The sequence below is a fragment of the Rhodoferax fermentans genome (assembly GCF_002017865.1).
In the GTDB taxonomy this organism is placed as follows: Bacteria; Pseudomonadota; Gammaproteobacteria; order Burkholderiales; family Burkholderiaceae_C; genus Rhodoferax; species Rhodoferax fermentans.
In genome coordinates, this window is the sequence record NZ_MTJN01000002.1 from 1980382 (window position 1) to 2006494 (window position 26113).

The window sequence follows — 26113 nt, forward strand, 5'->3', positions numbered from 1 at the left end:
TGGCTGGTGTGTGCAGAACGGGCTACAGAAAAGAATAGAAACACCTGAAGGGTATTTTTCTGTCCCCCCAGTAATCAGCGGTGTCGCGGAAGATGTCGAGCAACTGCTCACGCGCTTCCTTGTCAAACTTGGCATTGGCCGGAATGTGTTCCAGCACCGCGATGAAACCAGGCTGCGGGCCCGACTTGTGGACCGGGTCGGTCATGCTGTCGTACAGGGAGTCGAAGTTCTTGCCGACTTGCACAGTCAACATGAACTGCTGGCTGATCAGATCCAGCACATCCTGCTTGCTCTGGGCATTGGCCAGGTTGGCATACAAAAAGTGATGCCCCAAACCTTGCGCTGCGGCCTGCAGATCCGGCACTCGGAATGCCCGGATAGACTGAACAATATTGGGCCGCACACCGCGCAAAGGCACGTCGGCCAATGTGGCCGGCGGCTTGAGGGTTGCCTGGTCAAGTAACATATTCATCTTCTCTCTTCTGTTCAAAGTAACAATTCAAATTCAGGGCACGATCTTGCGAAAACTCGCATAGTGATCGGCGGTGTAGTAACAGATGTCAGGTATTTTTGGTGGCCCACCACACACAATCCGCCTGGCTCCCCGATGACTCACCCCAGGAGTCGCTACGGTGTACTCCCGGTAGTAACCCCGTTTAAAAGGTGGCAACAACCTCTCCCGATTGCCAAACACAGAGCCATCTTTCTCGCTGGCAAACGGCCCGCCTTGATGAATCAACGCCAACATCTGCTCGCCCTGTTTGGGCAACTCCGTCACACGAATGGTGGCTTGGATGTTTGTCGGCGCGTTTGTTTTGGCCTGGATCGCGCCCGGTGTCAACATTGCGATCAAACATAAGCCAGTGATCACCAACTTAAATTTTTCAAACCGCAACATGGACCAGCGTTCCTTAATTACTCAGGGTAAACCCGTACTTCCAAGGGCGTAAGTGTCGTTGATTTGCCAAATAAATGCAAGCCATTGCTCAAACAATGAGCAATGGCTGTGTGGGAATACAGCCCCGTGGACCTGTTCCCTCGATTTTTGTGCTGGTGGTTTTTTATCGGCTGACGTTGGCGTCGGCGACCGTCAAGGCGGTCATGTTGACGATGCGACGCACCGTGGTACTGGCGGTCAGGATGTGCACGGGTTTGGCCGCACCCAGCAGCACCGGGCCAATGGCGATGTTGCCACCCGCGGCGGTTTTCAGCAGGTTGTAGGAGATATTGGCGGCGTCCAGATTGGGCAACACCAGCAGGTTGGCATCACCTGTTAATGTGCTGTTGGGCATCAGGGACGCACGCGACTTGCCGTCCAGGGCCAGATCACCATGCATTTCACCGTCCACATCGAGCCACGGGGTGTTGGCGCGCAGCAAATCCAGTGTGTCACGCATTTTGACGGCTGTGGGCTGGTTGCTGCTCCCAAAATTAGAGTGCGACAACAAGGCTGCTTTAGGGGTGATGCCAAAACGCTTCATTTCCTCGGCGGCCATGGTGGTGATTTCAGCCAACTGGGCGGCGCTCGGGTCGTAGTTGATGTGGGTGTCGACCAGAAAAATCTGGCGATCCGGCAGCAACAAGCCATTCATGCAGGCGTAGGTGGTCACACCAGCGCGTTTGCCCACCACCTGATCCACGTAATTCAGATGCAGCGCCAGGCTGCCCCAGGTGCCACAAATCATGCCATCCACATCACCTTTGTGTAACAGCATGGAGGCAATCAGGCTCAAGCGACGGCGCATGTCGATCTTGGCCATCTGCTCGGTGACGCCCTTGCGTTCGGTCATGCGGTGGTAGGTTTGCCAAAAATCGCGGTAGCGGTGGTCCTTCTCAACATTGACCACCGCGTAATCGTCCCCCTCGCGCAGGCGCAGGCCAAATTTCTCGATGCGCTCGGCAATCACCGCCGGGCGGCCGATCAGGGTTGGCAGCGCCAGACCTTCGTCCACCACAATCTGGCAGGCCCGCAGCACGCGCTCATCCTCACCCTCGGAATACACCACACGCTTTTTGAGACCTTTTTTGGCGGCGCTGAAAATGGGTTTCATCACCGTACCAGACGCATACACAAAACTTTGCAGCTGCTGGCGGTAGGCAGCCATGTCCTGGATCGGGCGTGTGGCCACACCGCTGTCAAACGCCGCCTGGGCCACTGCCGGGGCGATCTTCATCATCAGCCGATGGTCAAACGGTTTCGGGATCAGATATTCCGGGCCAAACACGAGTTTTTCACCCGCATAAGCAGCCGCCACCACTTCACTCTGCTCTGCTTGCGCCAGCTCGGCAATGGCGTGCACAGCCGCAATCTCCATCTCGATGGTGATGGTGGAGGCGCCTGCATCCAGCGTGCCGCGAAAGATGTACGGAAAACACAGGACGTTATTGACCTGATTGGGGTAGTCCGAGCGACCAGTGGCGATGATGGCGTCGTCACGCACAGCTTTCACCTCTTCGGGCAGGATCTCGGGCGTGGGGTTGGCCAGCGCAAACACCAGCGGTCGCGCGGCCATCTTGCGCACCATGTCGGGCTTGAGCACCCCACCGGCGGACAGGCCGAGAAACACATCGGCGCCTTCAATGACCTCACCCAAGGTGCGCGCCGTCGTTTTCTGCGCAAAGAAGGCCTTGTCGTCGTCCATCAACTCGGTGCGGCCTTCATAAACCACCCCCGCCAGGTCGGTGACATAGATGTTTTCACGCGCGAAACCCAGCTTGACCAGCAAGCTCAGGCAGGCCAGCGCTGCCGCACCGGCACCCGAGGTGACCAGCTTGACCTGCGACGGGTCTTTACCCGCCACCTTGAGCCCGTTCAGGATGGCGGCTCCAACGCAGATCGCGGTGCCGTGTTGGTCGTCATGAAATACCGGGATCTTCATGCGTTCGCGCAGCTTGCGCTCGACATAGAAGCAGTCGGGGGCTTTGATGTCTTCCAGATTGATGCCGCCAAAGGTTGGTTCAAGCGAGGCAATGATGTCGACCAGCTTGTCCAAGTCGTGTTTTTCGTTGATCTCGATGTCAAACACATCGATACCGGCGAACTTCTTGAACAGCACGCCCTTGCCTTCCATCACCGGCTTGGCCGCCAACGGGCCGATGTCACCCAGCCCCAGCACCGCCGTGCCATTGGTGATCACCGCCACCAGGTTGCCACGGCTGGTGTATTTAAAAACGTTGTTGGGGTCCTTGACAATTTCTTCACAGGGCGCGGCCACGCCGGGTGAATAGGCCAGCGCCAGATCGTGCTGATTGGTCAGTTGTTTGGTCGCGGCGATGGCGATCTTGCCCGGTGTGGGCATCTGGTGGTAATCCAGTGCCGCGCGGCGCAATTGGGCACGCTTGTCGTCAGGGTTGTTATGGGGCATGCGGGTCTCCGGCGGCCAGGAGCGTGGCGCTTGGCCACACTGTATGAGGGTAAAGGGCGCAAATTGTAGGCCCGAGCTTGGAGCCAGCCCGTGGGTGAAAACGCTTAGGACAAAGACGGCCAATCACTCGCACACACACAGCTGTCCATGTCGTGCGTTGTAACAAAGCTGTTTCACTTTTTGAGCAGATTCCCCGACAATAGGGCACTGCGTTGATATGTTTCGTTCCACTTCGTTTTTCACACCATCCCACTGACCCAACGTGCGCGACAACAAAATTGACACCTACGCCGTCACCGATTTGTTTCCACCCGTGAAACCTTATCGCAGCGGCAAACTTCCGGTTGATAACTTGCACACGCTGTATTGGGAAGAGAGTGGCAACCCGGAGGGTGTGCCGGTGCTGTTTTTGCACGGCGGCCCAGGCGCAGGCACCGCGCCCAGCCATCGGCAGTTTTTTGACCCGGCGTATTACCGCATTGTGCTGTTTGACCAACGCGGCTCGGGGCAGTCCACCCCGCTTGGCGAACCGCGCCAGAACACCACCCAGCTGCTGGTCGACGACATCGAACAACTGCGTGAGATGCTGGCCATCGAGGACTGGCTGATTTTCGGCGGCTCCTGGGGTTCCACACTGGCGCTGGCCTATGGGCAGGCGCACCCCCAGCGTTGCACCGGCTTTATCCTTCGCGGCATTTTCCTTGGCACACAGGCCGAAATCGACTGGTTTTTGCAGGGTATGCCCCTGTTTTTCCCAGACGAACACGCCCAGTTTGTGAAGCAGATCCCCGAGGACGAGCGTGATGACCTGCTGGCGGCTTATGTGAAACGCCTGTTCAGTGACAGCCCCACAGAGAACCTGCGGGCGGCCCAGGCCTGGAGCCGCTACGAGGCCAATTGTCTGCACCTGGTGCCTCGCCCTGAAGTGGCGCGCATGTTCAGCGCTGCCAGTGTGGCGCTGGGTGTCGGGCGCCTGGGCGCGCACTATTTTTGCAACAAGATGTTTTTGTCTGAAGGGCAGCTGATTGCCCAGATGGACCGGATCAGGCATCTGCCTGCCGTCATCATCCAGGGCCGGTATGACGTGGTCTGCCCGCCACGCACTGCCTGGCAACTGCGCCAGGCCTGGCCGCTGGCCACGTTCGAGGTGGTGGATGATGCTGGCCATGCGGCCTCCGAGCCGGGGATTGCCAGCGCGCTGGTGGCCGCCACCGAACGCTTCAAGCTGACCGGCAGCTTGTAAGCCGCACCGCCTGTCGGCGGCGCCTTGATCTGATCAATCGTTGTAGCGCCACGCATCCCTGGGACCGTGGCGGCCATGGTCAAACCGTCCATCCCGACGCGGGTCGCGATCTTCATAACGCCGTGGTGGTTCTCTGTGGTGGCGCGGTGCATACACCTCCCGGTACCAGCGGTCCTGCACAAAATACACCGGCTGGCCACAGGCGTTGTAACGGCGGCAATGTGTGTCCCAGTGCCGTTCGTGCCCCGGTGGCACACGCAGGTAGATCGGCTCGCGCCACACCGGCCCACGGTGTTCAATGACCACCGGCTGCGGGTAAATCACCACCGGTTGCGGCACCCGGCCAAGGTCGATACGGCCATAAAACCCGGGCTGGGAGATGTTGACCGAGACCCCCACATCCGCAGCGAAAACCGCGCTGGACAACGAGAAAGCACACAGGCAAGCGGCCAAGGAAAAGATTGGTTTGTTCATCAAACCATTCTAGGAACGACTTTGAACCGGCCTGTAAGCAGACGTAAGTGCCTGGGCCAGGCACCCACTCGCTTGAGGACTCAGACCTGGGGCAGCAAATACCGCCGCTCCCAGGCGCTGACCTCACTCTGGTAGTGGGCGTGTTCCAGCGCCTTGACCGCGCAATATCCCGTTACAAAATCATCCCCAAACGCTTGTCTGGCAAGGGCACTGTGCTGCATTTTTTGCAGCGCCTCATCGAGGCTACGCGGCAGGCCGTGGGCCTCGTCATAACCGTTGCTGGCCAATGGCGCGGAGGCTTGTAACTGTTGCTGCAAGCCCGCGAGGCCAGCTGCCAGCGTGGCGGCAATGGCCAGGTAGGGGTTGGCATCGGCACCGGCCACACGGTTTTCCACACGCCGCGCCACCGGGGCACTCGCTGGAATACGCAGCCCGGTGGTGCGGTTATCAAAGCCCCAGGCCATGTTGGTCGGTGCCTGGCTACCTGCCACATAACGCCGGTAGGAGTTCACGTTGGGGGCGAACATCAGCATCAGCTCGGGCCCGAAAGTCTGCAGCCCGGCGATGAACTGACCAAACAGCGGGCTGTCCGAACCATCCGCCAAGCTGAACACGTTGGCGCCTGCGGCATCCACCACACTGGTGTGTAAGTGCATCGAGCTGCCTGAGCTGCCCGCAATCGGTTTGGCCATGAACACCGCGTTTAACCCGTGTTTGAGGGCAATCTCGCGCGCTGCGTACTTGAACAGGAAGGCCTGGTCAGCCACGGCCACCGCGTTGCCATGCATCAGGTTGATCTCGTACTGGGTCGGGCCGACTTCGTGGATCCAGGTGTCGGCGTCGATGTGGAGCGTGACCAGCGCAGCGCGGAACTCGTCCCAGAACGGCGCGAGTTCGTTGAGCATGTTCAGGCTGAAGGCGCTCTGACCCACCTCGGCCCGGCCACCACGCACGGTGGGCGGTATCAGCGCCTGCGCTGGGTCGCTGTTGGCTGCGGTCAGGTAAAACTCGATCTCCGGCGCCACCACCGGCGTCAACCCCAGGGTCATGTACTGCGCCAGCACCCGTTTGAGCGTGCTGCGTGGCGCAAAAGTGCACAACTCACCATTGAGCTCCAGACAGTCGTGCACGGCCACCGCGCGCGCTGTGCTGGCCCAGGGCGCCAGCGTGAGCGTCTTGTAGTCGGGCAGCATCCGCACATCGGGGTCGCTGTCTGGGAACACCGGGTTGTAGGAATATTCACCGGTGACGGCCTGCATCGGGATTGCCTGGCAGATGCGCAACTCGGCACCGTCAGCAAAACGGTCCGCCGGCATCAGCTTGCCACGTGGGTAACCCGAGATGTCGGCAAACAGGCACTCCACATCCCGCACACCGTGCTGCTGGAAAAAGGCGCGAAGCTGCTCGGGGGTATTGGGCCGGGAGGTAGCGGGCTGGGACTGAGGCATGATGTAACGCGGTTGAAGGTTGAATCCACACCACCGCAAAGGGGTTGCGGCGGCACCTCGATGGTTTATCGCATCAGCGCCTCAATCTCGGCCACCGCCACCGGCACACCGCGCGTGATCAGTTCACAACCGGTGTCAGTCACGATGGCGTCGTCCTCGATGCGGATCCCGATGTTGTGGAAAGCCTCGGGCACGCCGGGCGCCGGGCGCACGTAGATGCCGGGCTCGATGGTCAGCACCATGCCGCTGCGCAAGATGCGCGCCGGGCGGTTCTTGATGAGTTCACCGGTGAGCGCGTCTTGGCGTTCACTGACTTGGCCGATCTCGCCGGGCTCGGTGTAGGCGCCGCAGTCGTGTACATCCATGCCCAACCAGTGGCCGGTGCGGTGCATGTAAAACGGAAAGTACGCGCGTTTCTCGATCACATCGTCCAAGCTGCCGACCTTGTTTTTGTCGAGCAGGCCGACATCCAGCATACCTTGCGCCAGCACCTTGACCGTGGCGTCGTGCGGGTCGGTGAAACGGGCACCGTCTTTGGTGGCGGCAATCGCCGCCTCTTGTGAAGCCAGCACCAGCTCGTACAGGGTCTTTTGCGGCCCGGTGAAGGCGCCGTTGGCCGGGAAGGTGCGGGTGATGTCGCTGGCATACCCGTCGAGCTCACAACCCGCGTCGATCAGCACCAGCTCGCCGTTCTGCACCCGGCCTGCGTCGGCACGGTAGTGCAGCACACAGGCGTTGGCGCCCGCAGCCACGATGGAGCCATAGGCCGGGTACTGCGAGCCATGCTGGCGGAACTCATGCAACAACTCGGCGTCCAGGTGGTACTCACGCACGTCCTGCCCGGCGCGCAGCATGGCCACGCAGCGCTGCATGGCGCGCACATGGGCACCGGCGCTGATGGCGGCGGCACGGCGCATCACGTCTTGTTCATGGGCGTCCTTGAACAAACGCATCTCGTCCAGCGGGCCACACAGGTCGCGTTGCTGCTCGGGGCACAGGGTGCCGTAACGCACGCGGGTGCGCAGGCCACTGAGCCAGCCGTTGATGCGTGTCTCCAGCCCGTTGTGGATGGCAAACGGGTACCAGACTGACTCACAACCGTCGATCAGGCCGGGCAGTTGTTTGTCCAGCTCGGCCACGGAAAAGGCAGCGTCCACACCCAGTGCCTCGGGTGCAGCCTGAGGGCCCAGGCGGTAGCCGTCCCAGATTTCGCGCTCCAGGTCCTTGGGCTGGCAGAACAGGGTGCTGCGGCCGTCACCGGTCACCACCAGCCAGGCCTTGGGCTCGGTGAAGCCGGTCAGGTAGTAGAAATAGCTGTCATGGCGGAACAGGAAGTCGCTGTCACGGTTGCGCTGCTGTTCGGGTGCAGTCGGCAGGATGGCAATGCCACCTGGGCCGATGTGGCGGGCCAAGGCGGCACGGCGTTGGGCATAAAGGGTGCGGGTGTCGGGTGAAGTCATGGTGTGTGTCGTGGCGAAGGATTCAAAAAGCGGGTGAGCCAGAAAAGCAAGTGTATTCAGGGCCCATTGAGCTGGGCCAGCCGCTCGGGGGTGCCAACATCGGTCCAGGGGCCGTCATACAGCTCAGCCGATACCCGGCCCGCATCCATGGCGGCACGCAACAAAGGTGCCAGCGCGGCTTTGACACCCTGCGGGTTGCCCGGCGGGATGGTGCACCAGGGCGGCGCAAACAGGTCGCGGTGGTACAGGCCGATGGTGGAATAGGTGTAGCGCGGCTGCGGATCGTCCTTGGGCAGGTTCAGCGCTTGACCCGTGCTAGTGTCCAGGCCAAAGTCACCGCGCGGGTTGTGAGCCGGGTTAGGCACCAGCCAGATGTGGGCCAGTTGGCCGCTGGTCGCAAACCGCGTCACTGCCTCCTGTGCAAATTCAAAACCTGGCGTGTAGACATCGGCCGCCAACACCCAAAACACCTCGCTCGCCGGTGAGCCCTTCTCCGGGAACAACAGCGGCAGCGCCCGGCAGATGCCGCCAGCGGTCTCCAATGCACCGCCGAAGTCACGGCCTTCGAGCGAGTAGCGCAGCTGCGTACACTCCGATTTCGATAGCTCTTCGCCCTTATCAAATAAGGGCTCAAGGCCAAAATCATCACCAAATGCCTGAACAATCCGGTTTTCCAGCCAGGCGGTGTTGATCACCACCTGCTGGGTGCCACCGCGCAGCAACGCCTCCAGGTGCCACTGCATCAGTGGTTTGCCTTGCACGCTCAGCAAGGGTTTGGGACAGCTGTCGGTGAGTGGGCGCATGCGCTCGCCCCGGCCAGCCGCCAGCAGCATGGCCGAGGCGCGGGTGTTGGGGTCAGCGGGGGTCAGCGGGCGGGGTGGGGCAAGAAAAGGTGGCATGCGGCATGGGGGCTTTGGCCCTCAAGCATAGCCCAAGGGCCGGCCCCCACGCGCTCAGGGTCAACACAATGGCGCCAACTCAGTCGGGCTGGGTGACCTGGGCCAGTTCCTGCCTGGACACCCGCCCGTCCTGGTTGCTGTCCACCGCATCAAAATTGGCCAACAGACCCGGAATGACCTTGGCCTCGACCGGGGTCAACTGGCCGTCCTGGTTGGTGTCGGCCTTGTCAAACGCTGCCAGCAAACCCTTGGCGGCCGCAGTGGGGCTGGCTGTGGCTGGTGTGGCAACGTCCATGGGTTGCGCCCACAGCGCAGCGGTGGTGCTAAGGAGGGCCAACGCTACCGTGGCAGAACGCAGGGGATGGGATTTGGCTGTCATACAAGAGCTCCGATTCAAGTGGATAGACACCCCATTGGAGCGCCCACCAGCTTCAGCAACAAGGCTTTTTGCCTGCTGTTACCCCGCCTAGCGCCTGCTTACCTCAGACGGATTTGCTTACCTTTTGGCGTTCTGGGGGAACGCCGTGGTTTGCCAGGTGCGGCCAGCGTGCAAACCAGCACTGGGTATCATGAACAACCTCGATCCCAAGGAGCAGCCCATGGCACTGATGGACTTCATCAAGAAACAGTTTCTGGACGTCATCGCCTGGACGGAAGCTGAAGACGGCACCCTGGCCTGGCGTTACCCGATGGCAGACCAGGAGATCCAGAACGGTGCGGTGCTGGTGGTGCGTGACTCCCAGCTGGCGCTGTTTGTCAACGAAGGCCAGGTGGCCGATGTGTTTGGCCCTGGCAGCCACACACTCAGCACCCAGACGCTGCCGCTGCTTACCAACCTGCAGCATTGGGACAAGCTGTTGGCCTCGCCATTCAAGAGTGATGTCTACTTTTTCAGCACGCGCCAGCAGCTCGACCAGAAGTGGGGCACACCCCAGCCCATCACACTGCGTGACGCCGACTTTGGTGCGGTGCGCCTGCGTGCCTTTGGCAACTACAGCTACCGCGTGGCCGACGCCAAACTGTTCCACACCCAAGTGTCCGGCACCCGGGAGCACTACAGCACCCAAGACATCGAGGGGCAGTTGCGTGGCCTGGTGTTGCAGAACATCAGCACGGCGGTGGCCAGCAGCGGCATTGCTTTTCTGGATCTGGCCGCCAACCAGGGCCTGTTTTCGCAAGCGCTGACCCAGCAACTGGCGCCAGAGTTTGCCAAGCTGGGCCTGCAACTGGAGAGCCTCACGCTGCAAAACCTGTCCTTGCCTGAGGACCTGCAAAAGGTGCTGGACCAGAAAATCGGCATGGGCATGGTGGGCCAGGACATGGGCCAGTTTCTGCAGTACCAGACTGCACAGGCGATGACCCAGTTGGCCGAAGGCTCGGCTGGCGGCGGTGGCCTGGCTGCCGACGGCATGGGTCTGGGCGCCGGTATGGCCATGGGCCAGGTGCTGGCGCAAAACCTTTCGGCCAGCCAACCCAAGCCGGGCGCTGACGTGAACGCAGACGCGCTGATGGCCACCTTGGACAAACTCGCCGACCTCTGCACCAGGGGCGTTCTGACGGCTGACGAGTTTGCTGCGAAGAAGGCTGAGTTGTTGAAAAAACTGGTGTGAGCTGTTGCCCAGGCGCCTAAAACACCGTCACCTGCCGGATGGCCAGTGCAAACGGCCCGGCTTTGCCGTCGGCCACCATCCAGCCAAGCTGACACACCCGCTCGGGCTGCAGCCGGGGCGCACGCGGCACCAGCCGCCCACGCATGGTGGGCCGCATGCTCGCCACCAGCACCGTGATCTCGCTCCAGCTGTCAACCGCTGGTTGAAAGCTGGCCTGGTAACTCATGCCGTCAAAGCTGGTCTCGGTGCGCACGCTGAACTTGTAGGACCGGCCGTCACCCCGCACCGTCAGGCCATAACCCGCCACACCCTGCCGCGCCAGGACCCGCGTGCTGGCCCGCACCGAGGCGAAACCACCCTGGTTCTGCAGCGACACCACCCCCTCGAACACCGCCCAGCCGGCCTCATCAAAACGCAGGCGACTACTGGACAAGCCTCCCATCACCCGGTCATCGATCGGTTGCCAGAGGGCGCAGGCCGCTACAGTATCGAACCTCAGAACATTGACCATGATGCGCCATTGTGAGCGCATGACGACCCACACCACAACACCCATGAGCAAGGCTTTCACCAAAGAGTCCGATGACAGCAACAACGACGACGAACTGCAGTTGCCGCCGTTGCCACCGGGCGGCAAGAACTACATCACGCCACAGGGTTTTGCCACCCTGCGCGCCGAACTCAGGGAACTGGTCGAGGTGGAGCGCCCGAAGATTGTGGAAGCCGTGCACTGGGCGGCCAAAAATGGGGATCGCTCCGAAAACGGCGACTACCTGTACGGCAAAAAACGCCTGCGCGAGATCGACCGGCGCATCCGTTTCCTGATCAAACGCCTGGAGATCGCGGTGGTGGCCGACCCGGCCGTGCACCACGGCCACACCCAGATCTTTTTTGGCGCGACTGTCACCTATGTGGATGACGAAGGCGTCGAGCGCAGCGTGAAGATTGTCGGCATCGACGAGGCCAACAGCGCCGCTGGTGAGGTGAGCTGGGTGTCACCCATTGCGCGCACCCTGCTCAAAGCCTATGAGGGTGATGTGCTCAAGCTGGTCATGCCCGGGCGGGTCAGTGAGGTGGAGGTGCTCAAGGTGAGTTACCCGGCGCCGTGAGGTCTCGCCTGGCCACGATACGCTGCAGCAGATCAATGCCAAATTGGCCTATAGCCCTTATATAACAAGGGTTTGTAGCTACAAAATAGATATCAACTGCGGCGTCGGAGCCACCCCCCTGTATGGCCAGGTCTTAATCGTCCAGCGCCTGCAAGTTGCGCCCCATGAGCTTGAGCAAGGCCACCAGCTGCTGCTGCTGTTCCTGGCTCAGGCCGGCCAGCGCTTTGGCTGAGAGTGCCTTGCGTTGCTGCTGAACCTGTTGGTACAGGGCATGTGCCTGCTCGGTGGGGTGGAGGCGGATCACACGGCGATCTTTCTCGTCGGGCCGGGCTTCCAGCAAGCCGCGTGTTTTTAAGCCGGCAATCAAACGCGCCAATTGCCCCTTGTCGCGCCCGGAATGCTGCACCAGCTCACTCTGTGTGGCACCCGGATGGTGGGCAAAAAACCGCAGCGCCTTGCGCTCCATCGGCCCGATGCCTGGGGCGGCCTCGTCGCCACTGGCCAGATGCCGCGCGCGCAACTGGTGCATCAGTCCGTGCAAGACCTCCAGCACATCGTCTTCGGCTGGCGAAGCCGATTGGTTGACAGTATCAACTTGTTTGCTCATAATAGATGACATTATCAACCAAATCGATCTGACCATGCAAACCATCTCCCCCACCCGCCGTATCGAACGCGTCCGCCACGAGCTGCATCTGCGTGACGTCACCGTCACCCGCATCGAGCGCCTGAGCCCGGGCTTTGTGGCCATCACCTTCGGTGGTGAGTCGCTGGCCAACTTTGTCTCGCTGTCCTTTGACGACCACGTGAAGTTCATGGTGCCTGACAGCAGCGGCAACTTGCAGCGGCGCGATTTCACACCGCGCCACTTTGACCTGCAGCGCCGTGAGCTGACCCTGGAATTCGCGCTGCACGAGCACGGTCCGGCCAGCCAGTGGGCACGTGACGCCAAGCTGGGCGACACCGCCGTCATCGGCGGCCCGCGCGGCTCGATGATCATCCCGCTGGACTACGACTGGCATCTGCTGGTGGGTGACGCTTCGGCCCTGCCCGCCATCCACCGCCGACTGGAGGAGCTGCCTGCGGGGTCGCACGCACGGGTCATCGCCCATGTCAACAACAGCGCGGACCAGCGGCAGTTTGCGTCTGCAGCCAGTCTGGATGTGCAATGGGTGCACAGCCACGACGACCTGCTTCGGGCGGTGCGCGAGCTGGTCTTGCCCGGCGGCGATGGTTTTGCCTGGGCTGCGGGCGAGGCCAGTGTCATGGCGCAGGTGCGCGATGTGCTGCTCACGCACCAACAGCTACCGCTGGCGTCCACCCGCATCTCGGCGTACTGGAAGCAAGGCACGGCAAACTACCAAAAGGAAAGTACCCACGGCTGAGAGATACAGGACAGGCGACCACACAGCACAGCCCTGTCCGTTGTCTAAAACCCTCAGCAGGGCAAATCACCCTGTAGGAACATTGCATCCAGACAGGGCTTGGGCTAAGCTGACTCCCCAAAAAAGGGAGCCCACAATGATCATACGCAGGGAAACGGCAGCGGACATCGCTGCCATCGAAGAAGTCACGATCGCGGCCTTTCAGACCCTGAGCATCAGCCAGCACACCGAGCAGTATGTGATTCGGGCCTTGCGCCAGGCCCGGGTGCTGACGGTGTCGCTGGTGGCCGAGTTCGGGGGGCGGGTGCTGGGTCATGTGGCGTTTTCACCGATCACGCTGTCCGACGGCAGCCCCCACTGGTACAGCCTGGGGCCGATCTCGGTCTGGCCCGAGTACCAGCGCCAGGGTATTGGCAAATCGCTGGTCCACGAAGGTTTGTGTTCGTTAAAAGCCCTCGGCGCCAGTGGCTGCGCCCTGGTGGGTGACCCCAACTACTACCAGCGTTTTGGCTTCAGGAACCAGCCCCAGCTGGTGTATGAAGGTATCCCCCAGGCGTATTTCCTGGTCTTGCCTTTTGTTGAACCCGTCCCCCAGGGCACAGTGCTTTTTCACGAAGGATTTAGCGCCCGCGCTTGATCCAAGCCACTTGCCACCGACACACAGATGTCATCAAAATGACATGTCAAACCGTCACACTTGGTGAATAACCGACTTAGGCCCGCATGATTGACACCGCTCCCACCCCAGACGCCACGCCTGTTCCCGCTGTTTTGCCTGCGCCTGCCAAAGCCAGGGTCAAAACCAAAACCATCCCAACGCCGGTGCCGGTGGACACCAGCTGGCTGGACCGCGATCTGAGTCTGCTGGCCTTCAATGCGCGGGTGCTGCAGTGGGCCAAAAAGACCGACGTGCCGCTGCTGGAGCGGCTGCGTTACCTGACCATCGTGTCCTCCAACCTTGATGAGTTCTTTGAGGTGCGTGCGGCCTTGTACACCAGCCTGGCCAAACCCAAGGCCGACCTCAGTGCGATTGACGCCAAGGCTCAGGAGTCCTTGAGTGGTGTGGCCCACATGCTGGTGGAACAGCAATACGCGCTCTACAACGATGTGCTGATCCCGGCCTTTGCCAAAGAGGGAGTGCGCATCGTCTCCCACAGCGAACGCACACTGGCGCAGCGGCGTTGGGTCAAGTCACTGTTCGAGCGTGAGGTGCGCCCACTGTTGCTACCAGTAGGGTTGGACCCATCCCACCCGTTTCCGCAGGTGGCCAACAAGTCGCTCAATTTCATCGTGCGCCTGTCGGGCCGCGATGCGTTCGGGCGCGAAAACGAGATCGCCATCGTCAAGGTGCCGCGCAGCCTGCCGCGTTTTATCCGCATGCCCGAGAAACTCTCAGGCAAACGCACGCTGTTTGTGTCGATTTCCAGCGTCATCCGCAGTCACCTCGAAGACCTGTTCCCGGGGCGGACCGTGGGCGACTTTTCGCAGTTCCGGGTGACCCGCCATTCCGACCTGTCGGTCGACGAAGAAGATGTGAAAAACCTGCGCACCGCGCTGCGCCAAGGCCTGGTGCACCGCAACTACGGGCAGGCGGTGCGTCTGGAGGTGTCGGCCGGCTGTCCCGAGGTGTTGTCGGACCTGCTGCTGCGCCAGTTTGAATTGCCGACCTCGGCGCTGTACCGGGTGCATGGGCCGGTGAATCTGGTGCGCCTGAACCAGCTGATCGACCTGGTGGACCAGCCCAAATGGTTGTGGCCACGTTATGAGGCCAGCTTCCCACACCAGCTGGCACCTAACACCCCGATTTTCGAGCAGCTGCAAAAGGGTGACGTGCTGATCCACCAGCCCTACGAGAGTTTTGACGGTGTGCTGGCCTTTTTGCGTGAGGCGGTGATGGACCCCGACGTGCTGGCCATCAAACAGACCATTTACCGCACCGGCTCGGACTCGGTGCTGATGGAGTTATTGCGCCAGGCGGTGCAGCGTGGCAAGGAAGTCACGGTGGTGGTGGAACTCAAAGCACGTTTTGACGAAGAGGCCAACATCAACTGGGCCGAGAAGCTCGAATACATCGGCGCTCAGGTGGTGTACGGCATCGTGGGCCTGAAAACCCATGCCAAGATGCTGCTGGTGTCGCGCCGCGAGGGCCGTGACATCCGCCGTTATGCCCACCTGTCCACCGGCAACTACAACCCCAAAACTGCCCGGCTCTACACCGACCTGAGTTACCTGACGGCCAACCCCAGCCTGACCGCCGATATGGAAACCGTGTTTGGTCTGCTGGCCAACCAGAGCCGCATCCCCAAACTCAACAAACTGATCCTGGCACCCTTCCATTTACAACGCAGCCTGATCGAGCGGGTCGACAAGGTCGCCAAGGCCGCTGCCAGCGGTGTGGCCGGGCGCATCATCCTCAAGATGAACAGCCTGACCGACGAGAAGCTGATGGAGGCGCTGGTGCGTGCCGGTCAGGCCGGGGTCGAGGTGGATCTGATTGTGCGTGGCGCCTGTATGCTGCCCGCGCAGCGCGCCGGTTTCTCCGACAACATCCGGGTGCGCTCGATCATTGGCCGTTTTCTGGAGCACTCACGGGTGTTTTATTTCCAGAGTGGAACCAACGAGTCGCTCTACCTGTCGAGTGCCGACTGGATGAACCGTAACATGCTGCGCCGGGTCGAACTGGCCTGGCCGGTGGAAGACGCAGCCCTGCGCCAGCGCATCATTCACGAGTGCCTGACTTTGTACCTGGCCGACGCGGTGGACGCCTGGACGATGGGCGCTGACGGTCATTACACCCAGCTCCAAACCGGGCGGGGCCGGGTGGCGGGCAAGCCCAAGGCGGCGCTCGGTGCACAAGACAAGTTAATGGCCATTTATTCGTCTAAGCCCTGATGAAATAAGGGAGTATTGCTATGGATTTGGTACTCTGGCGGCATGCCCAGGCCCACGATGCCGAGCCTGGCTGCGACGACCTGTCGCGCCCACTCACGAGCAAGGGGGAAGGTCAGGCGGCACGTGTGGCCAAATGGCTGGACCGCCAGTTACCCGACAGCACCCGGGTGCTGGTGAGCCCGGCCCGGCGGGCCGAGCAGACCGCCCGCGCCCTGGGGCGCAAGTTCAAGTTCCGTGACGAGCTGGCGCCCGAAGCCAGCGCCGATGACGCCCTGGCTTTTATCAAATGGACCACCGAGAACGGCCCGTCGCAGAAAGGCGCGGTGCTGCTGGTGGGTCACCAGCCGATGTTCGGGCAAATCGCCGCGCGCCTGCTGGGTGTGGCCGAGTCGGCCTGTGACATGCGCAAAGGAGCGGTCTGGTGGCTGCGCAGCCGCCACCACAACGAGGTGGTGCAGGTGTCCTTGCTCACCGTGATCAGCCCCGACCTGATCTGATCGCTGTAGGTGCTTATTGCACCACCAGCTCAAAACTCCACAACATTTTCTGCCAGGCCAGGTTTTCCTGGCGCAGCAGGTGGGCTGACTGCGGAAAGTCGATGGTCCAGGCTTCGTCGACTGTCAGGGTGAAACGCTGCCGTTTGGCGTTGTAGGCCAGTGTCAGGCCTTGGTCCTGCGGGTCTTGGCGGGCGTGGCACAGGATCACCGCCAGGCGCAGCGCCAGCAGCTGCATGACAAAACCGGGCTCCTCCAACTCGGCATCCAACTTCTTGAGTTTGCCGCGGTGGCCCAGCACCAAGAGGCCCAGTCGGTGCAACTCGGGCAGGCTGAACCCCACGGTGTCGGCGTTTTCCAGAATGTAGGCGCCATGTTTGTGGTAATCGCTGTTGGAGATCGCCATACCGACCTCATGCAGGGTGCTGGCCCAGCGCAGCTTGCGCTGCAGGCCGGTGGCCTCGGGTGCATCTGGCGCCACCAGTTGCCCCAGCAAGCGCTCGGCCACTGCAGCCACCCGGGCGGCCTGTTTGGCATCCACCGCAAACTTGCGCGCCAGGCGCTGCACCGAGACATCACGGGCATCGCTGGTCTGGCCCTGGCGCTCGATCATCTCGAGCAACACACCGTGGCGCAGCGCGCCCTGGGCCACCTGCAAGGTGTCGATCTTGAGCAGGTCCATCAAACCACGCAGCACACTCACGCCACCGCCCAGCACCGCTCGGCGGTCGTCCTTGAGGCCTGCCAGTTGCACCTGGTTGGCGCTGCCGGCCCGCAGCAGGCATTTGACCAGCCAGTGCAGACCTTCGGTGGTGATCTGGCCTTCGGGCCAGCCCGCCAGTGCCAGGATGTCGGCCACCGCGCCGACCGTGCCCGAGGCGCCATAAGCGGCGTCCCACTGCTGGCGCGGGTAGTTGCTCAGCGCTTCATCAAGCACCGCCTGGGCTGCAATTTCGGCGCGGTAAAGCGACTGCTCGGTGAACTCCCCATTGGGAAAATACTTCATCGACCAGGTCACGCTGCCCACCCGGTACGAGGCGGTGTGCTGGGCCTCGGTGCCGCAGCCCAGCACCAGCTCGGTGGAGCGCCCGCCAATGTCGATCACCAGCCGCCGCTCGGCGCTTTGCGGCAACAGGTGTGCCACACCCTGGTAAATCAGCCGCGCCTCTTCGGTGCCGGCAATCACCTCAATCGGGAAACCCAGCACCTGCTGGCCGCGTTTTAAGAAAACATCGCGGTTTCTGGCCTCGCGCAGGGTCTGGGTGGCCACCGCACGTACCTGGCCCGGCTCAAAACCCGCCAGCCGTTCGGCAAAACGTGCCAAGCAGTCCCAGCCGCGTGTCATGGCTTCGAGCGACAGGTTGCGGTCCTCGTCAAACCCGTTGCCCAGGCGCACGGTTTCCTTGAGGTAATCCACGCGCTGGATCTGGCCATGGTCAAAACGCCCGACTTCGAGCCGAAAACTGTTGGAGCCGAGGTCGATGGCTGCCAGGAATGTGCCGTTGTTCATACCAGGAGTTTACGTTTGTGGCGTGACAGCTATATGTCAAAGCCGTGTCAGGCAGGTGTGGCTCGAGGTACACGGACTGTGAGACTTGCCGAGCAGCACTTGCCCACAGCGCTGGGCAAGGCCTGTTGGCCCCGGTTGTTGGCAGATATGGCAAATCAATCAACACGTACGCGGCCGTGTGTGCCATACTGAAAACACACAAATATGATTAAAATTGTTAATAAGTGGTAAAATTTCTCGTAGATTGATTTATTAACCGTCGTGGTCAGCGCCCGTGCAGCCGACTCTTCCCGCAACAAAGACACGCGCTGCCGCTGACCCCAGTGGCCATCTTTTTCAGAGAGAAACCATCATGCTCAACAATTTCAAAATCGGTGCACGCCTGTCAGGCGCCTTCCTGACCCTGGTGCTGCTGCTCCTGGGCATTGCCTACACCGGCTGGGCGGGCATCGAGAAGATGTTCGGCGGCACGGTTGACATGTACGCCGACAGCGTGGTGCCCATGAGCAAAATGAGTGCGGTGCAATACCTGGCCATCCGGGATCGCACCCTGGTGATGGACATGTTGCTCAACCCGGACCCTGCCAACATCAGCAAACGCGCGGCCGAGATGAGCAAAAATGCCGCCACCCTTGACCAGGACTGGAAAGACTTCTTGGCCACCCACCTGGCTCCGGAAGAAAAGGCCCTGGTGGCCGAGGTGGAGCCTGCCCTGGCGGCCTTCCGCAACGAGGGATTAAACCCGGCCAAACAGGCCTTGCAAGACGGCAAGACCGAAGAGGCCTTGGCCATTTACAAGGCAAAAATCAGCCCGCTGGCACCCAAATTTTTTGAGCCGCTGGAAAAGCTGATGGCGCTCCAGGTTGACATGTCCAAAGAGGACATCAGCACCGCCACCCAGGCCAATACCAGCACCACCATCGTCATCGCGGTGGCCACCGTGGCGGCCCTGCTGCTGGCAGCGGTTCTGGCGGTGGTGATCACCCGTTCGGTCACCCGCCCCATTGGTGAAGCGGTGGTGTTTGCTCAGACCACCGCCAGCGGTGACCTCACCGCACGCATCTTGCACGCCAGCCGCGATGAGGTGGGTGAGCTACTGGACGCCTTGTCTTTGATGCAGGCCAGTCTGGTCGAGGTGGTCAGCAATGTGCGCAGCGGCTCCGAAGGGGTGGCCACGGCCAGCTCTGAGATCGCCGACGCCAACCACGACCTGTCAGCCCGCACCGAACAACAGGCCAGCGCGCTGGAAGAAACCTCAGCCAGCATGGAAGAGCTGGGCGCCACCGTCAAACAGAATGCCGAATCGGCGCGTACCGCCAACCAGCTGGCCATGAGTGCCTCGGCCGTGGCGCAACAAGGTGGCGAGGTGGTGGGCCAAGTGGTGCAGACCATGAAAGGCATCAACGAGTCGTCCCACAAAATTGCCGACATCATCAGCGTCATTGACGGCATCGCGTTCCAGACCAACATCCTGGCGCTCAACGCGGCAGTCGAGGCCGCCCGGGCCGGTGAACAGGGTCGAGGTTTTGCCGTGGTGGCCTCCGAGGTGCGATCGCTGGCCGGGCGCAGCGCCGAGGCTGCCAAAGAAATCAAGCAACTGATCAATGCCAGTGTGGAACGGGTCGGCCAAGGCAGCATCCTGGTGGACCAGGCGGGTGAAACCATGACCGAGGTGGTCAACAGCATCCGGCGTGTGACCGACATCATGGGCGAGATCAGTGCCGCCAGCACCGAACAGTCTTTGGGTGTGGCCCAGGTCGGCGAGGCGGTCACCCACATGGACCAGGCCACCCAGCAGAACGCGGCCTTGGTGGAGCAAATGGCCGCAGCGGCCAGCAGCCTCAAATCGCAAGCCAAGAATCTGGTGCAGGTGGTTGGCACCTTCAAATTGGGGGATGCTGGCAACTACACGCTCAGCGGCTCATTCCGACCTGCCTTGGCCTAAACAGCGGGCAGATCACAAGCCCAGGCGCCAGCGCCACTCACAGTGTGCCGCTGGCGACATGGCAGCAGACCTGGCCACGTTCGTCAAATTGGACCTGACAGTGGTCCACCAGCAACTGACGCAGCCGCTGGCGTGCGCGCAACAAACGCGATTTGGCAGCAGGCAGCCCCAGAGCCTGGGTCTGGGCAAAAACCCGCACGGTCACACCGTTGATGTCGCAGGCCTGCAAGATGCTGCGGTCTTCCAGCCCCAGGCGTTCGATGTTGCGCAGCAGGCACAGGTCCAGCGCATCGACGGCAGCGCGCTCATGCACCGGGGCGGGCAAGTCGTCGGGCAGCTCACAAAGTGGTTTGTTGGCGCGCAGATGGTCGATCAGTGTGTTCTTGGCCACGCGGTAGAGCCAGGCGCGCGGGTTGTCCAGGCTGCAAAAACCCCGCCCCAGGCGCATGGACTTGAGGAAAACCTCTTGTAACAGGTCTTCGGCCTGGGGGCGGTCGTGTAATTGCTGCGTCAAATAGCCCAGCAACTCGGCCTCATGGGCGTGCCAGGCGCGCAACACACAGTCAAATCCAGGCACCGCTGGCGCGGTGGCTGCGGTCTCGAACGGATGGGGCAGGGTGTCAGATGCCATCCATCACACTGTAGCAGCGGCTCAGGCCTCAAACCACCGCGTCACCTTGTCGCGGCTGGGCACACCACCGGCATGCACCACTTGGCCATTGATCACCACGCCCGGGGTGCTCATCACGCCATAGGCCAAAATCTCGCGCAAGTCTTCGACCTTGCTCAGGGCAATGGCCACCCCTTTGTCTTGGGCCACCTGTTCGATCAGGGCCTGGGTATTTTTGCAGTTGGCACAGCCGGTGCCGAGTACTTTGATGTCCATGATTTACTCCAGTAAAGATAGCTATAAGCCCTTGCTAAATAAGGGCTAAGGCCTGGTTTTTCGTATAAATGGTGCTCAGCGGCCTGCCTGGCGCCTACAGCACCGCGTTGAACACCCAGCCCACCAGCAGGATGCCGCTGGCCACCACCCCGACAAAGGTGGCGATCAGGCGCACTTTGAGCACCTTGCGCAGGATGATCATCTCGGGCAAGGAGAGCGCAATCACACTCATCATGAACGCCAGCACCGTGCCCAAAGCGGCGCCCTTGGCCAGCAGCGCCTGCACGATCGGGATCACACCAGCGGCGTTGCTGTACATCGGCACCCCAATCAGCACCGCCAGCGGCACACTCCACCAGGCTTCTTTGCCCATGAAACTGGCCATGAAGTCCTGCGGCACATACCCATGGATGCCCGCACCGATGGCGATCCCAACCAGGATGTAAGGCCAGACCTTGCCCACAATCTGGCGCACGGCGGCAAAACCGGCCTCCAGCCGCTCTGCCAGTAAAACCTCGTTCGCCTCAAAGTTGGCGGTTTGTCTGGGCATGTCGCGCACCCAGTCTTCCAGGTGGGCTTCCATCTTGAGGCGGCCAAACGTCCAGCCCGCGACCATCGCCACACTCAAGCCCAGGCCCAGGTAGAGCAGCGCCACTTGCCAGCCAAACAAACCAAACAGCAGGGTGAGAGCTACCTCGTTGACCATCGGCGCCGAGATCAAAAACGAAAACGTCACCCCCAGCGGCACACCCGCCTGCACAAAGCCAATGAACAGCGGCACCGCCGAGCAACTGCAAAACGGGGTGACGATGCCTAAAGAGGCGGCCATCACATTGGCAAGCCCTTCACTGCGCCCGGCCAGCAGCGCCCGCGTGCGCTCGGGCGTGAAGTAGCTGTTGACCAGCCCCATGACAAACACCACGCCGGTCAAGAGCAGCAGCACCTTGGGTGTGTCATAGATGAAAAACTGCAGTGCCCCGCCGAGGTGGCTGCTGCGCTCAAGCGGCAACTGCGCCACCAGTGCCTCTGACAGCGGCAACAACAGCTGGTACAGGCCGAGCCAGACGGCAACGGCGACGATCAAAAAAAGCAGCGGCTGGCGCTTGGGCCACGTGGTGAGGGTCGACGACAAGGTGTTCATACCCGTGTAGACGCAGCCGTTGCCAAAAGGATGCAGCCTGCGCGTACGTCACGCAAATGTCATTGATCCTCCATCAAAGCGTCATCACGGTCTCGCAACATCTATGGCAAACCAAGGAGCATGACCATGAGAGAACTACCTAACCCCACATTTGCTTTTTCCCCGGTCTCGTTGCCCAGGGGGTCACTTCATCGACCTGACCTACGCCAGCCTGAACCGTCGCCCCATCTGGTTAAAACTGAGCGCGGTGGTCTGCAGGTATCGTGGGCGCGCCATGCCGACGAGGTGCGCCAAGCCCAGCGTCTGAGGTACCAGGTATTTGCCGATGAAATGGGCGCGCGCCTGAGCACCACGGTGCCCGGCCACGACGTGGACATTTTTGACGCCTACTGTGAGCACCTGCTGGTGCGAGACGAGGCCACCCAGCAGGTGGTGGGCACCTACCGCGTGTTGACCCCGGCGCAGGCCAAACGCATTGGCAGCACCTACAGCGACACCGAGTTTGACCTGGTGCGCCTGCGCTCCTTGCGCGAACGCATGGTTGAACTGGGCCGCAGCTGTGTGCACCCGGAGCACCGCCACGGTGGTGTGATCATGGCGCTGTGGGGTGCCTTGGCCGAGTTCATGGTGCGCAACCAGCTTGACACCATGGTCGGTTGCGCCAGCATCCCGATGCTGCACAACGGTGTGGTCAGTGGGGATGTGGCGGCCAGCATCTGGCGCCAGCTCCAAGCCACCCACATGGCACCCATCGAGTTCCATGTGCGCCCGCGCCTTCCCCTGCCGGTGGAGCAACTCGATGCCAGCCTCCAGGTGGAGCCACCGGCGCTGATCAAAGGTTATTTGCGCCTGGGTGCCAAAGTGCTGGGTGCGCCAGCCTGGGACCCGGACTTCAACACCGCCGACTTGCCGATGTTGATGCGCATCCACGACCTGCCTGCGCGTTATCGCAAACACTTTCTGGGCAACTGAGTCTTTTGTTGACGGGGCGCCGCGTTCAGGCGCCCCTCGCCGCTGATGCGCGCTCAGCTCACACCAGACAACGCAGGTTATCCACAGCGGCGCGGGTGTCCTGGGAGAGCGCTCTCCGGTCCCGCCCCAAAGGCGGCTGCACCGGCCCCAGCCGCACCTCTGCCCGCAAACCCGGATGGCGCACCGTGCGCCACATCGACTGCAACAGCGTGTCTTCATCAATGTAGATCGGTGCCAGGCTGACCTGGCCACTGGCGCGCTCTACAAACTGCAGCGCCAGCGCCTGCACCGGCGCCTTGGCGGACACCGCCGCCTGGAACAAATTCGCGTGAAACGGCAGCACCTGCTGCCCGTTGCTGGTGGTGCCTTCCGGGAAGATCGTCAACACCTCACCGGCTTGGAGGTGCTCGGCCATCTGGTGCACCACACGCAGTGCGTCACGGGGTGACTCGCGGCTGATGAACAGTGTGCCGGCCTTGGCGGCCAGTCGCCCCATCAGCGGCCACTGGCGCACCTCGGCCTTGGCGACAAAACGGCTCGGGCTGGTGGCCTGCAGTACCAGAATGTCCAGCCACGACACATGGTTGGACACCCGCAATGCCGGGCCGGTTGCTGGCGGCGCGCCAGACACTTTTAAATCAATAGCTAAAAGCCCAAGCGCAGCAAGGGCCCAAGCCTGAATTTCCTCTTGTTGCCGGGCGGCGGACCAGCCCGGAAAGCGCCAGCGCAGCGTGGCCAGACCACCGATCAGGTGGCCGCCCAGCCGCAACAGGCGCCAGCTGGCTAACAGCTGCTGGCGCATCAGCATGGAAGCCGCTCGCCTCAGCTACCGATCACACCACCGTCTTTTTTGGTGATGACGATGGTGGCGGAGCGGGGGCGTTGACCGGCGCCGTAACCTGCGTTGGCAGGCCAGTGGCTGGTGTACTTGGCAGGGTTGCCAATGTCGGCCATGGGGGTGAGTTCACCCGGGTGCTGGATGTTGATGAACATCGCGCGGCCATCAGGTGACTCGCACAGACCGGTGATCTCGCAGTTGACCGGGCCCACCAGGAAGCGCTTGAGGATGTCAGCCGACTGCGCCTTGCCCATCGGGGTGTCGACACGCTTCTCGCTGCCATCACCGCGTTTGTAGGTGAGCGTTTTGCTGCTGCCGTCACCGACCTTGCCGGGAATGGCCGCCAGCAACATGCAGTTGGTCTTGTCGGTCATCGCGCCGTCGTCGGTCTGGATCCAGCACACGCCGGTGGACGGGCTGAACACCAGGCCATCGGGTGCCGACAGGTCGTTGTCATCGGTCAGGTTCGACAGGTTGACACGGGTCTTGTCGGCATCGGCTTCCGAGGCAAACAGGTAGATGTCCCAGGTGAATTTGGTGTCCGCCGGGTTGGCTTGCGCCACGCGGATGATGTGACCGTTGACATTGCCTTTTTGCTCTTTGCCCGCTTTGAGGTCGGTGTAGGTGCGTGGGTTGGCCGCGTCCACACCCATCTCACCGTCCACCGTGCGGTTGCTGTTGTTGGTCAGCGTCATGTAGAAGTCGCCGGTGCGTGGGTTCACACCACCCCATTCCGGGCGATCCATCTTGGTGGCGTTGACCGCATCGGCGGCCAGGCGGGTGAAGATGGCGATGTCGGCATCGGACTTGAAGGCAAAGTCGGGGTTGGCAGCCACAATCGGGTTGGCCATCGACAGCTCCAGCCATTGGCCGGTGCCGTCTGCCTTGAAACTGGCTGCGTACAAGGTGCCTTTGTCAAGGTATTTGTCACCCACGTCCAGCGGGTTGGCGCTGTGTGCGTCGGCAGCATCCCATTTGGCAGCGGAGACAAACTTGTACATGTATTCACCGCGTGAGTCGTCACCCATGTAGGCCACGATCGGCTGGCCGGGCACGGGTTTGGCAAAACTCACACTTTCATGGGCAAAACGGCCCAAGCCGGTACGCTTGCGCACCGCCAGACGGCTGTTGTAGGCGTCCATTTCCACCACATAACCAAAGGTGTTCATCTCGTTGCGGTAGTCGCTTTTGGCATCAGACGCCAGGGCGCCGTTGTTCCAGCGCACATAAGCATCCCCCGCGCCCGCGCTCTCCCAGCCATGGCGGCTGGCGGCGCCGGCTTTGCGGCCATAACGGTCCAGACCCAGCACTTGCGGGCTTTTCTTGCCACGGCGGTCGTCGTCCTTGGCATCACGATAAAAGTAACCAGACCAGTTTTCTTCACCCGACACAAAGGTGTTCCAGGGCGTTTTGCCGGTGCCGCAGTTGTTGAGCGTGCCGCGTGCGCGGGTGCCGTCCGGGCTGAATTTGGTGACCAGATGTTCACTGCCCTTGGCCGGGCCGTGGACCAGGACTTCGGTCATGGTGGTGACGCGGCGGTTGAACGGTGAGCCCGCTTTGTACGCCCACTGGCTGCCCTTGGCTTCAATTTCCACCACCGAGACACCGTGGATGGCCAGCTCTTTGTCCACCTCGCTGGCCGGACGTGGCAGCTTGGAGGTGCCGCCATTGGCGTGCAGGAAGAAGGAGCTGAGTTTTTCGTCGGTGGTGGCCTCGTGGTTGATGGCCAACAACGCGCGCTGGGTGCTGGAGGCAGAAGGCTTGCCATTGGCATCCAGGCCAAACCATTCCATGCCGTCATGGTGGTCACCGGCACGTTTGTCAAAGTCGGTGTCGGTGCCGTCATTCTTGTAAGCGGGTGTGCTGGCGGTGAGCGGGTCGCCCAGCGCGTAGAGCACCTGGGTCTGGTAACCGTCGGCCACGGTCACGGTATCCATCAGGCTTTTGCCCACAGCGGCAAAACCCAGGGTGCTCAGGGGCGCAGACAGGGCAGCGGCACCGGCACCTGCACCTGCGGTGGCCGAAGTGGCGCAGCCGCTCAGACCGATACCACCCAGCAGGGCGCCACCGGCAGCACCCACACCACTGAGCAACATGCTGCGACGGCTCAGCCGGGCGCTGACCACGGCGTCGATGTGCGGGTTGCTGGAGGTGTTCGAGTCTTCTTCGTTGAAGATGTCATTGGGACGCTGATTGGAAGTGTTCACGTTGGCATGCCTTGTAGGTTGGTTAAACGACGGGCTGAGTGTTCCTGCCGTTTATGAAACTTTCGTGACAAAGTACCTCACCCACGGCACCCAAGCGGCCAAGAATGCGCCTACAGGCACACAGACGCTCTGATAAGAGGAGCGTATTTCCCTTATGAATAAAGGCTTAGAGCCCAAAACCGCCAAATATGACATGCCGCCCGAAAAGGCGGCTTCAGCGCGGCAAAAAAACGGC

At 61.6% G+C, this 26113-nt stretch carries 25 protein-coding genes; 9 read left to right on the forward strand and 16 right to left on the reverse strand.

Going from position 1 to position 26113, the window contains the following annotated elements; genetic code table 11:
* Positions 1-22: 22 nt before the first annotated feature.
* From RF819_RS09415 to RF819_RS09425, 3 genes are all read right to left on the reverse strand, one after another.
* Positions 23-472, reverse strand: coding sequence for a barstar family protein (locus RF819_RS09415; protein WP_242472942.1), 450 nt, complete (start codon positions 470-472; stop codon positions 23-25).
* Between the two features lie 33 nt (positions 473-505).
* Complete coding sequence (locus RF819_RS09420; protein ID WP_078364754.1) at positions 506-898, reverse strand: guanyl-specific ribonuclease; 393 nt, start codon at positions 896-898, stop codon at positions 506-508.
* Between the two features lie 163 nt (positions 899-1061).
* On the reverse strand, positions 1062-3365 hold the full coding sequence (locus tag RF819_RS09425; protein WP_078364755.1) for an NADP-dependent malic enzyme: 2304 nt from the start codon (positions 3363-3365) through the stop codon (positions 1062-1064).
* A gap of 262 nt (positions 3366-3627) precedes the next feature.
* Here RF819_RS09425 and pip point away from each other — a divergent pair, with 262 nt between their 5' ends.
* A complete protein-coding gene (pip, locus tag RF819_RS09430) occupies positions 3628-4608 on the forward strand; it encodes a prolyl aminopeptidase (protein ID WP_244899889.1) in 981 nt (326 codons plus the stop codon).
* 33 nt (positions 4609-4641) lie between these two features.
* Here pip and RF819_RS09435 read toward each other — a convergent pair whose 3' ends face one another.
* The 5 genes from RF819_RS09435 to RF819_RS09455 all read right to left on the reverse strand — a co-directional run bounded on the left by RF819_RS09435 (position 4642) and on the right by RF819_RS09455 (position 9268).
* A complete protein-coding gene (locus RF819_RS09435) occupies positions 4642-5082 on the reverse strand; it encodes a hypothetical protein (protein WP_078364756.1) in 441 nt (146 codons plus the stop codon).
* An 80-nt stretch (positions 5083-5162) separates the two neighbouring features.
* Positions 5163-6530 carry a glutamine synthetase family protein gene (locus RF819_RS09440; RefSeq protein WP_078364757.1) on the reverse strand — a complete coding sequence of 456 codons (1368 nt, stop codon included), beginning with the start codon at positions 6528-6530 and terminating at the stop codon, positions 5163-5165.
* A gap of 65 nt (positions 6531-6595) precedes the next feature.
* Complete coding sequence (locus tag RF819_RS09445) at positions 6596-7990, reverse strand: aminopeptidase P N-terminal domain-containing protein (RefSeq protein ID WP_078364758.1); 1395 nt, start codon at positions 7988-7990, stop codon at positions 6596-6598.
* A 56-nt stretch (positions 7991-8046) separates the two neighbouring features.
* Positions 8047-8889 carry a nucleotidyltransferase family protein gene (locus tag RF819_RS09450; protein WP_425319140.1) on the reverse strand — a complete coding sequence of 281 codons (843 nt, stop codon included), beginning with the start codon at positions 8887-8889 and terminating at the stop codon, positions 8047-8049.
* Between the two features lie 79 nt (positions 8890-8968).
* On the reverse strand, positions 8969-9268 hold the full coding sequence (locus tag RF819_RS09455; protein WP_078364759.1) for an EF-hand domain-containing protein: 300 nt from the start codon (positions 9266-9268) through the stop codon (positions 8969-8971).
* 220 nt (positions 9269-9488) lie between these two features.
* Between RF819_RS09455 and RF819_RS09460 the strand changes: the two genes are divergently transcribed.
* A complete protein-coding gene (locus RF819_RS09460; RefSeq protein ID WP_078366869.1) occupies positions 9489-10499 on the forward strand; it encodes an SPFH domain-containing protein in 1011 nt (336 codons plus the stop codon).
* 16 nt (positions 10500-10515) lie between these two features.
* On the opposite strand, the gene RF819_RS09465 is transcribed toward RF819_RS09460, so the two are convergent.
* A complete protein-coding gene (locus tag RF819_RS09465; protein ID WP_200224485.1) occupies positions 10516-11031 on the reverse strand; it encodes a CIA30 family protein in 516 nt (171 codons plus the stop codon).
* Positions 11032-11053: 22 nt separating this feature from the next.
* Here RF819_RS09465 and greB point away from each other — a divergent pair, with 22 nt between their 5' ends.
* Complete coding sequence (greB, locus tag RF819_RS09470; protein ID WP_078364760.1) at positions 11054-11608, forward strand: transcription elongation factor GreB; 555 nt, start codon at positions 11054-11056, stop codon at positions 11606-11608.
* A gap of 133 nt (positions 11609-11741) precedes the next feature.
* Here greB and RF819_RS09475 read toward each other — a convergent pair whose 3' ends face one another.
* Complete coding sequence (locus tag RF819_RS09475) at positions 11742-12215, reverse strand: MarR family winged helix-turn-helix transcriptional regulator (protein ID WP_078364761.1); 474 nt, start codon at positions 12213-12215, stop codon at positions 11742-11744.
* 34 nt (positions 12216-12249) lie between these two features.
* Between RF819_RS09475 and RF819_RS09480 the strand changes: the two genes are divergently transcribed.
* The 4 genes from RF819_RS09480 (at position 12250) to RF819_RS09495 (ending at position 16382) form a co-directional block, all read left to right on the forward strand.
* Positions 12250-12993, forward strand: coding sequence for a siderophore-interacting protein (locus tag RF819_RS09480; RefSeq protein ID WP_078364762.1), 744 nt, complete (start codon positions 12250-12252; stop codon positions 12991-12993).
* 136 nt (positions 12994-13129) lie between these two features.
* Positions 13130-13630 (forward strand): GNAT family N-acetyltransferase, encoded by a 501-nt coding sequence (locus RF819_RS09485; protein WP_078364763.1) that lies wholly within the window; start codon positions 13130-13132, stop codon positions 13628-13630.
* An 86-nt stretch (positions 13631-13716) separates the two neighbouring features.
* The gene (gene ppk1, locus RF819_RS09490; RefSeq protein WP_078364764.1) at positions 13717-15885 is read left to right on the forward strand and encodes a polyphosphate kinase 1; all 2169 of its coding nucleotides are present in this window, start codon (positions 13717-13719) and stop codon (positions 15883-15885) included.
* A gap of 20 nt (positions 15886-15905) precedes the next feature.
* Positions 15906-16382 carry a SixA phosphatase family protein gene (locus RF819_RS09495; RefSeq protein WP_078364765.1) on the forward strand — a complete coding sequence of 159 codons (477 nt, stop codon included), beginning with the start codon at positions 15906-15908 and terminating at the stop codon, positions 16380-16382.
* Positions 16383-16395: 13 nt separating this feature from the next.
* Here RF819_RS09495 and ppx read toward each other — a convergent pair whose 3' ends face one another.
* Positions 16396-17889 carry an exopolyphosphatase gene (gene ppx, locus RF819_RS09500; RefSeq protein ID WP_078364766.1) on the reverse strand — a complete coding sequence of 498 codons (1494 nt, stop codon included), beginning with the start codon at positions 17887-17889 and terminating at the stop codon, positions 16396-16398.
* A 352-nt stretch (positions 17890-18241) separates the two neighbouring features.
* Here ppx and RF819_RS21895 point away from each other — a divergent pair, with 352 nt between their 5' ends.
* The gene (locus RF819_RS21895) at positions 18242-19834 is read left to right on the forward strand and encodes a methyl-accepting chemotaxis protein (RefSeq protein WP_078364767.1); all 1593 of its coding nucleotides are present in this window, start codon (positions 18242-18244) and stop codon (positions 19832-19834) included.
* A 37-nt stretch (positions 19835-19871) separates the two neighbouring features.
* Here the strand turns inward: RF819_RS21895 and RF819_RS09510 are convergent, their stop codons facing one another.
* The 3 genes from RF819_RS09510 to RF819_RS09520 all read right to left on the reverse strand — a co-directional run bounded on the left by RF819_RS09510 (position 19872) and on the right by RF819_RS09520 (position 21861).
* Entirely contained in the window at positions 19872-20465 is a 594-nt protein-coding gene (locus RF819_RS09510; RefSeq protein ID WP_078364768.1) for a sigma-70 family RNA polymerase sigma factor, read from the reverse strand.
* Positions 20466-20486: 21 nt separating this feature from the next.
* The gene (locus RF819_RS09515; RefSeq protein ID WP_200224487.1) at positions 20487-20720 is read right to left on the reverse strand and encodes a thioredoxin family protein; all 234 of its coding nucleotides are present in this window, start codon (positions 20718-20720) and stop codon (positions 20487-20489) included.
* A gap of 94 nt (positions 20721-20814) precedes the next feature.
* Positions 20815-21861: a permease gene (locus RF819_RS09520; RefSeq protein WP_078364770.1), complete on the reverse strand. Its 1047-nt coding sequence runs from the start codon at positions 21859-21861 to the stop codon at positions 20815-20817.
* Between the two features lie 126 nt (positions 21862-21987).
* On the opposite strand from RF819_RS09520, the gene RF819_RS09525 reads away from it, so the two are divergent.
* Positions 21988-22833, forward strand: coding sequence for a GNAT family N-acetyltransferase (locus tag RF819_RS09525; protein ID WP_078366871.1), 846 nt, complete (start codon positions 21988-21990; stop codon positions 22831-22833).
* Between the two features lie 58 nt (positions 22834-22891).
* On the opposite strand, the gene RF819_RS09530 is transcribed toward RF819_RS09525, so the two are convergent.
* Positions 22892-23641 carry a lysophospholipid acyltransferase family protein gene (locus RF819_RS09530; protein ID WP_338109579.1) on the reverse strand — a complete coding sequence of 250 codons (750 nt, stop codon included), beginning with the start codon at positions 23639-23641 and terminating at the stop codon, positions 22892-22894.
* Positions 23642-23655: 14 nt separating this feature from the next.
* Positions 23656-25878: a PhoX family protein gene (locus RF819_RS09535; protein WP_244899890.1), complete on the reverse strand. Its 2223-nt coding sequence runs from the start codon at positions 25876-25878 to the stop codon at positions 23656-23658.
* Positions 25879-26113 lie beyond the last annotated feature (235 nt).

What these genes read in the sequence shown, in the direction of transcription:
- RF819_RS09475 (WP_078364761.1), bottom strand. Translation starts at nt 12,215, where the DNA reads ATGAGCAAACAAGTTGATACTGTCAACCAATCGGCTTCGCCAGCCGAA.
- RF819_RS09435 (WP_078364756.1), bottom strand. Translation starts at nt 5,082, where the DNA reads ATGAACAAACCAATCTTTTCCTTGGCCGCTTGCCTGTGTGCTTTCTCG.
- RF819_RS09530 (WP_338109579.1), bottom strand. Translation starts at nt 23,641, where the DNA reads ATGCTGATGCGCCAGCAGCTGTTAGCCAGCTGGCGCCTGTTGCGGCTG.
- RF819_RS09510 (WP_078364768.1), bottom strand. Translation starts at nt 20,465, where the DNA reads ATGGCATCTGACACCCTGCCCCATCCGTTCGAGACCGCAGCCACCGCG.
- RF819_RS09515 (WP_200224487.1), bottom strand. Translation starts at nt 20,720, where the DNA reads ATGGACATCAAAGTACTCGGCACCGGCTGTGCCAACTGCAAAAATACC.
- RF819_RS09525 (WP_078366871.1), top strand. Translation starts at nt 21,988, where the DNA reads ATGAGAGAACTACCTAACCCCACATTTGCTTTTTCCCCGGTCTCGTTG.
- ppk1 (WP_078364764.1), top strand. Translation starts at nt 13,717, where the DNA reads ATGATTGACACCGCTCCCACCCCAGACGCCACGCCTGTTCCCGCTGTT.
- RF819_RS09440 (WP_078364757.1), bottom strand. Translation starts at nt 6,530, where the DNA reads ATGCCTCAGTCCCAGCCCGCTACCTCCCGGCCCAATACCCCCGAGCAG.
- RF819_RS09485 (WP_078364763.1), top strand. Translation starts at nt 13,130, where the DNA reads ATGATCATACGCAGGGAAACGGCAGCGGACATCGCTGCCATCGAAGAA.
- RF819_RS09520 (WP_078364770.1), bottom strand. Translation starts at nt 21,861, where the DNA reads ATGAACACCTTGTCGTCGACCCTCACCACGTGGCCCAAGCGCCAGCCG.
- RF819_RS09480 (WP_078364762.1), top strand. Translation starts at nt 12,250, where the DNA reads ATGCAAACCATCTCCCCCACCCGCCGTATCGAACGCGTCCGCCACGAG.
- RF819_RS09425 (WP_078364755.1), bottom strand. Translation starts at nt 3,365, where the DNA reads ATGCCCCATAACAACCCTGACGACAAGCGTGCCCAATTGCGCCGCGCG.
- greB (WP_078364760.1), top strand. Translation starts at nt 11,054, where the DNA reads ATGAGCAAGGCTTTCACCAAAGAGTCCGATGACAGCAACAACGACGAC.
- RF819_RS09415 (WP_242472942.1), bottom strand. Translation starts at nt 472, where the DNA reads ATGAATATGTTACTTGACCAGGCAACCCTCAAGCCGCCGGCCACATTG.
- RF819_RS09460 (WP_078366869.1), top strand. Translation starts at nt 9,489, where the DNA reads ATGGCACTGATGGACTTCATCAAGAAACAGTTTCTGGACGTCATCGCC.
- RF819_RS09465 (WP_200224485.1), bottom strand. Translation starts at nt 11,031, where the DNA reads ATGCGCTCACAATGGCGCATCATGGTCAATGTTCTGAGGTTCGATACT.
- RF819_RS09450 (WP_425319140.1), bottom strand. Translation starts at nt 8,889, where the DNA reads ATGCCACCTTTTCTTGCCCCACCCCGCCCGCTGACCCCCGCTGACCCC.
- RF819_RS09455 (WP_078364759.1), bottom strand. Translation starts at nt 9,268, where the DNA reads ATGACAGCCAAATCCCATCCCCTGCGTTCTGCCACGGTAGCGTTGGCC.
- RF819_RS09445 (WP_078364758.1), bottom strand. Translation starts at nt 7,990, where the DNA reads ATGACTTCACCCGACACCCGCACCCTTTATGCCCAACGCCGTGCCGCC.
- RF819_RS09420 (WP_078364754.1), bottom strand. Translation starts at nt 898, where the DNA reads ATGTTGCGGTTTGAAAAATTTAAGTTGGTGATCACTGGCTTATGTTTG.
- RF819_RS21895 (WP_078364767.1), top strand. Translation starts at nt 18,242, where the DNA reads ATGCTCAACAATTTCAAAATCGGTGCACGCCTGTCAGGCGCCTTCCTG.
- RF819_RS09495 (WP_078364765.1), top strand. Translation starts at nt 15,906, where the DNA reads ATGGATTTGGTACTCTGGCGGCATGCCCAGGCCCACGATGCCGAGCCT.
- ppx (WP_078364766.1), bottom strand. Translation starts at nt 17,889, where the DNA reads ATGAACAACGGCACATTCCTGGCAGCCATCGACCTCGGCTCCAACAGT.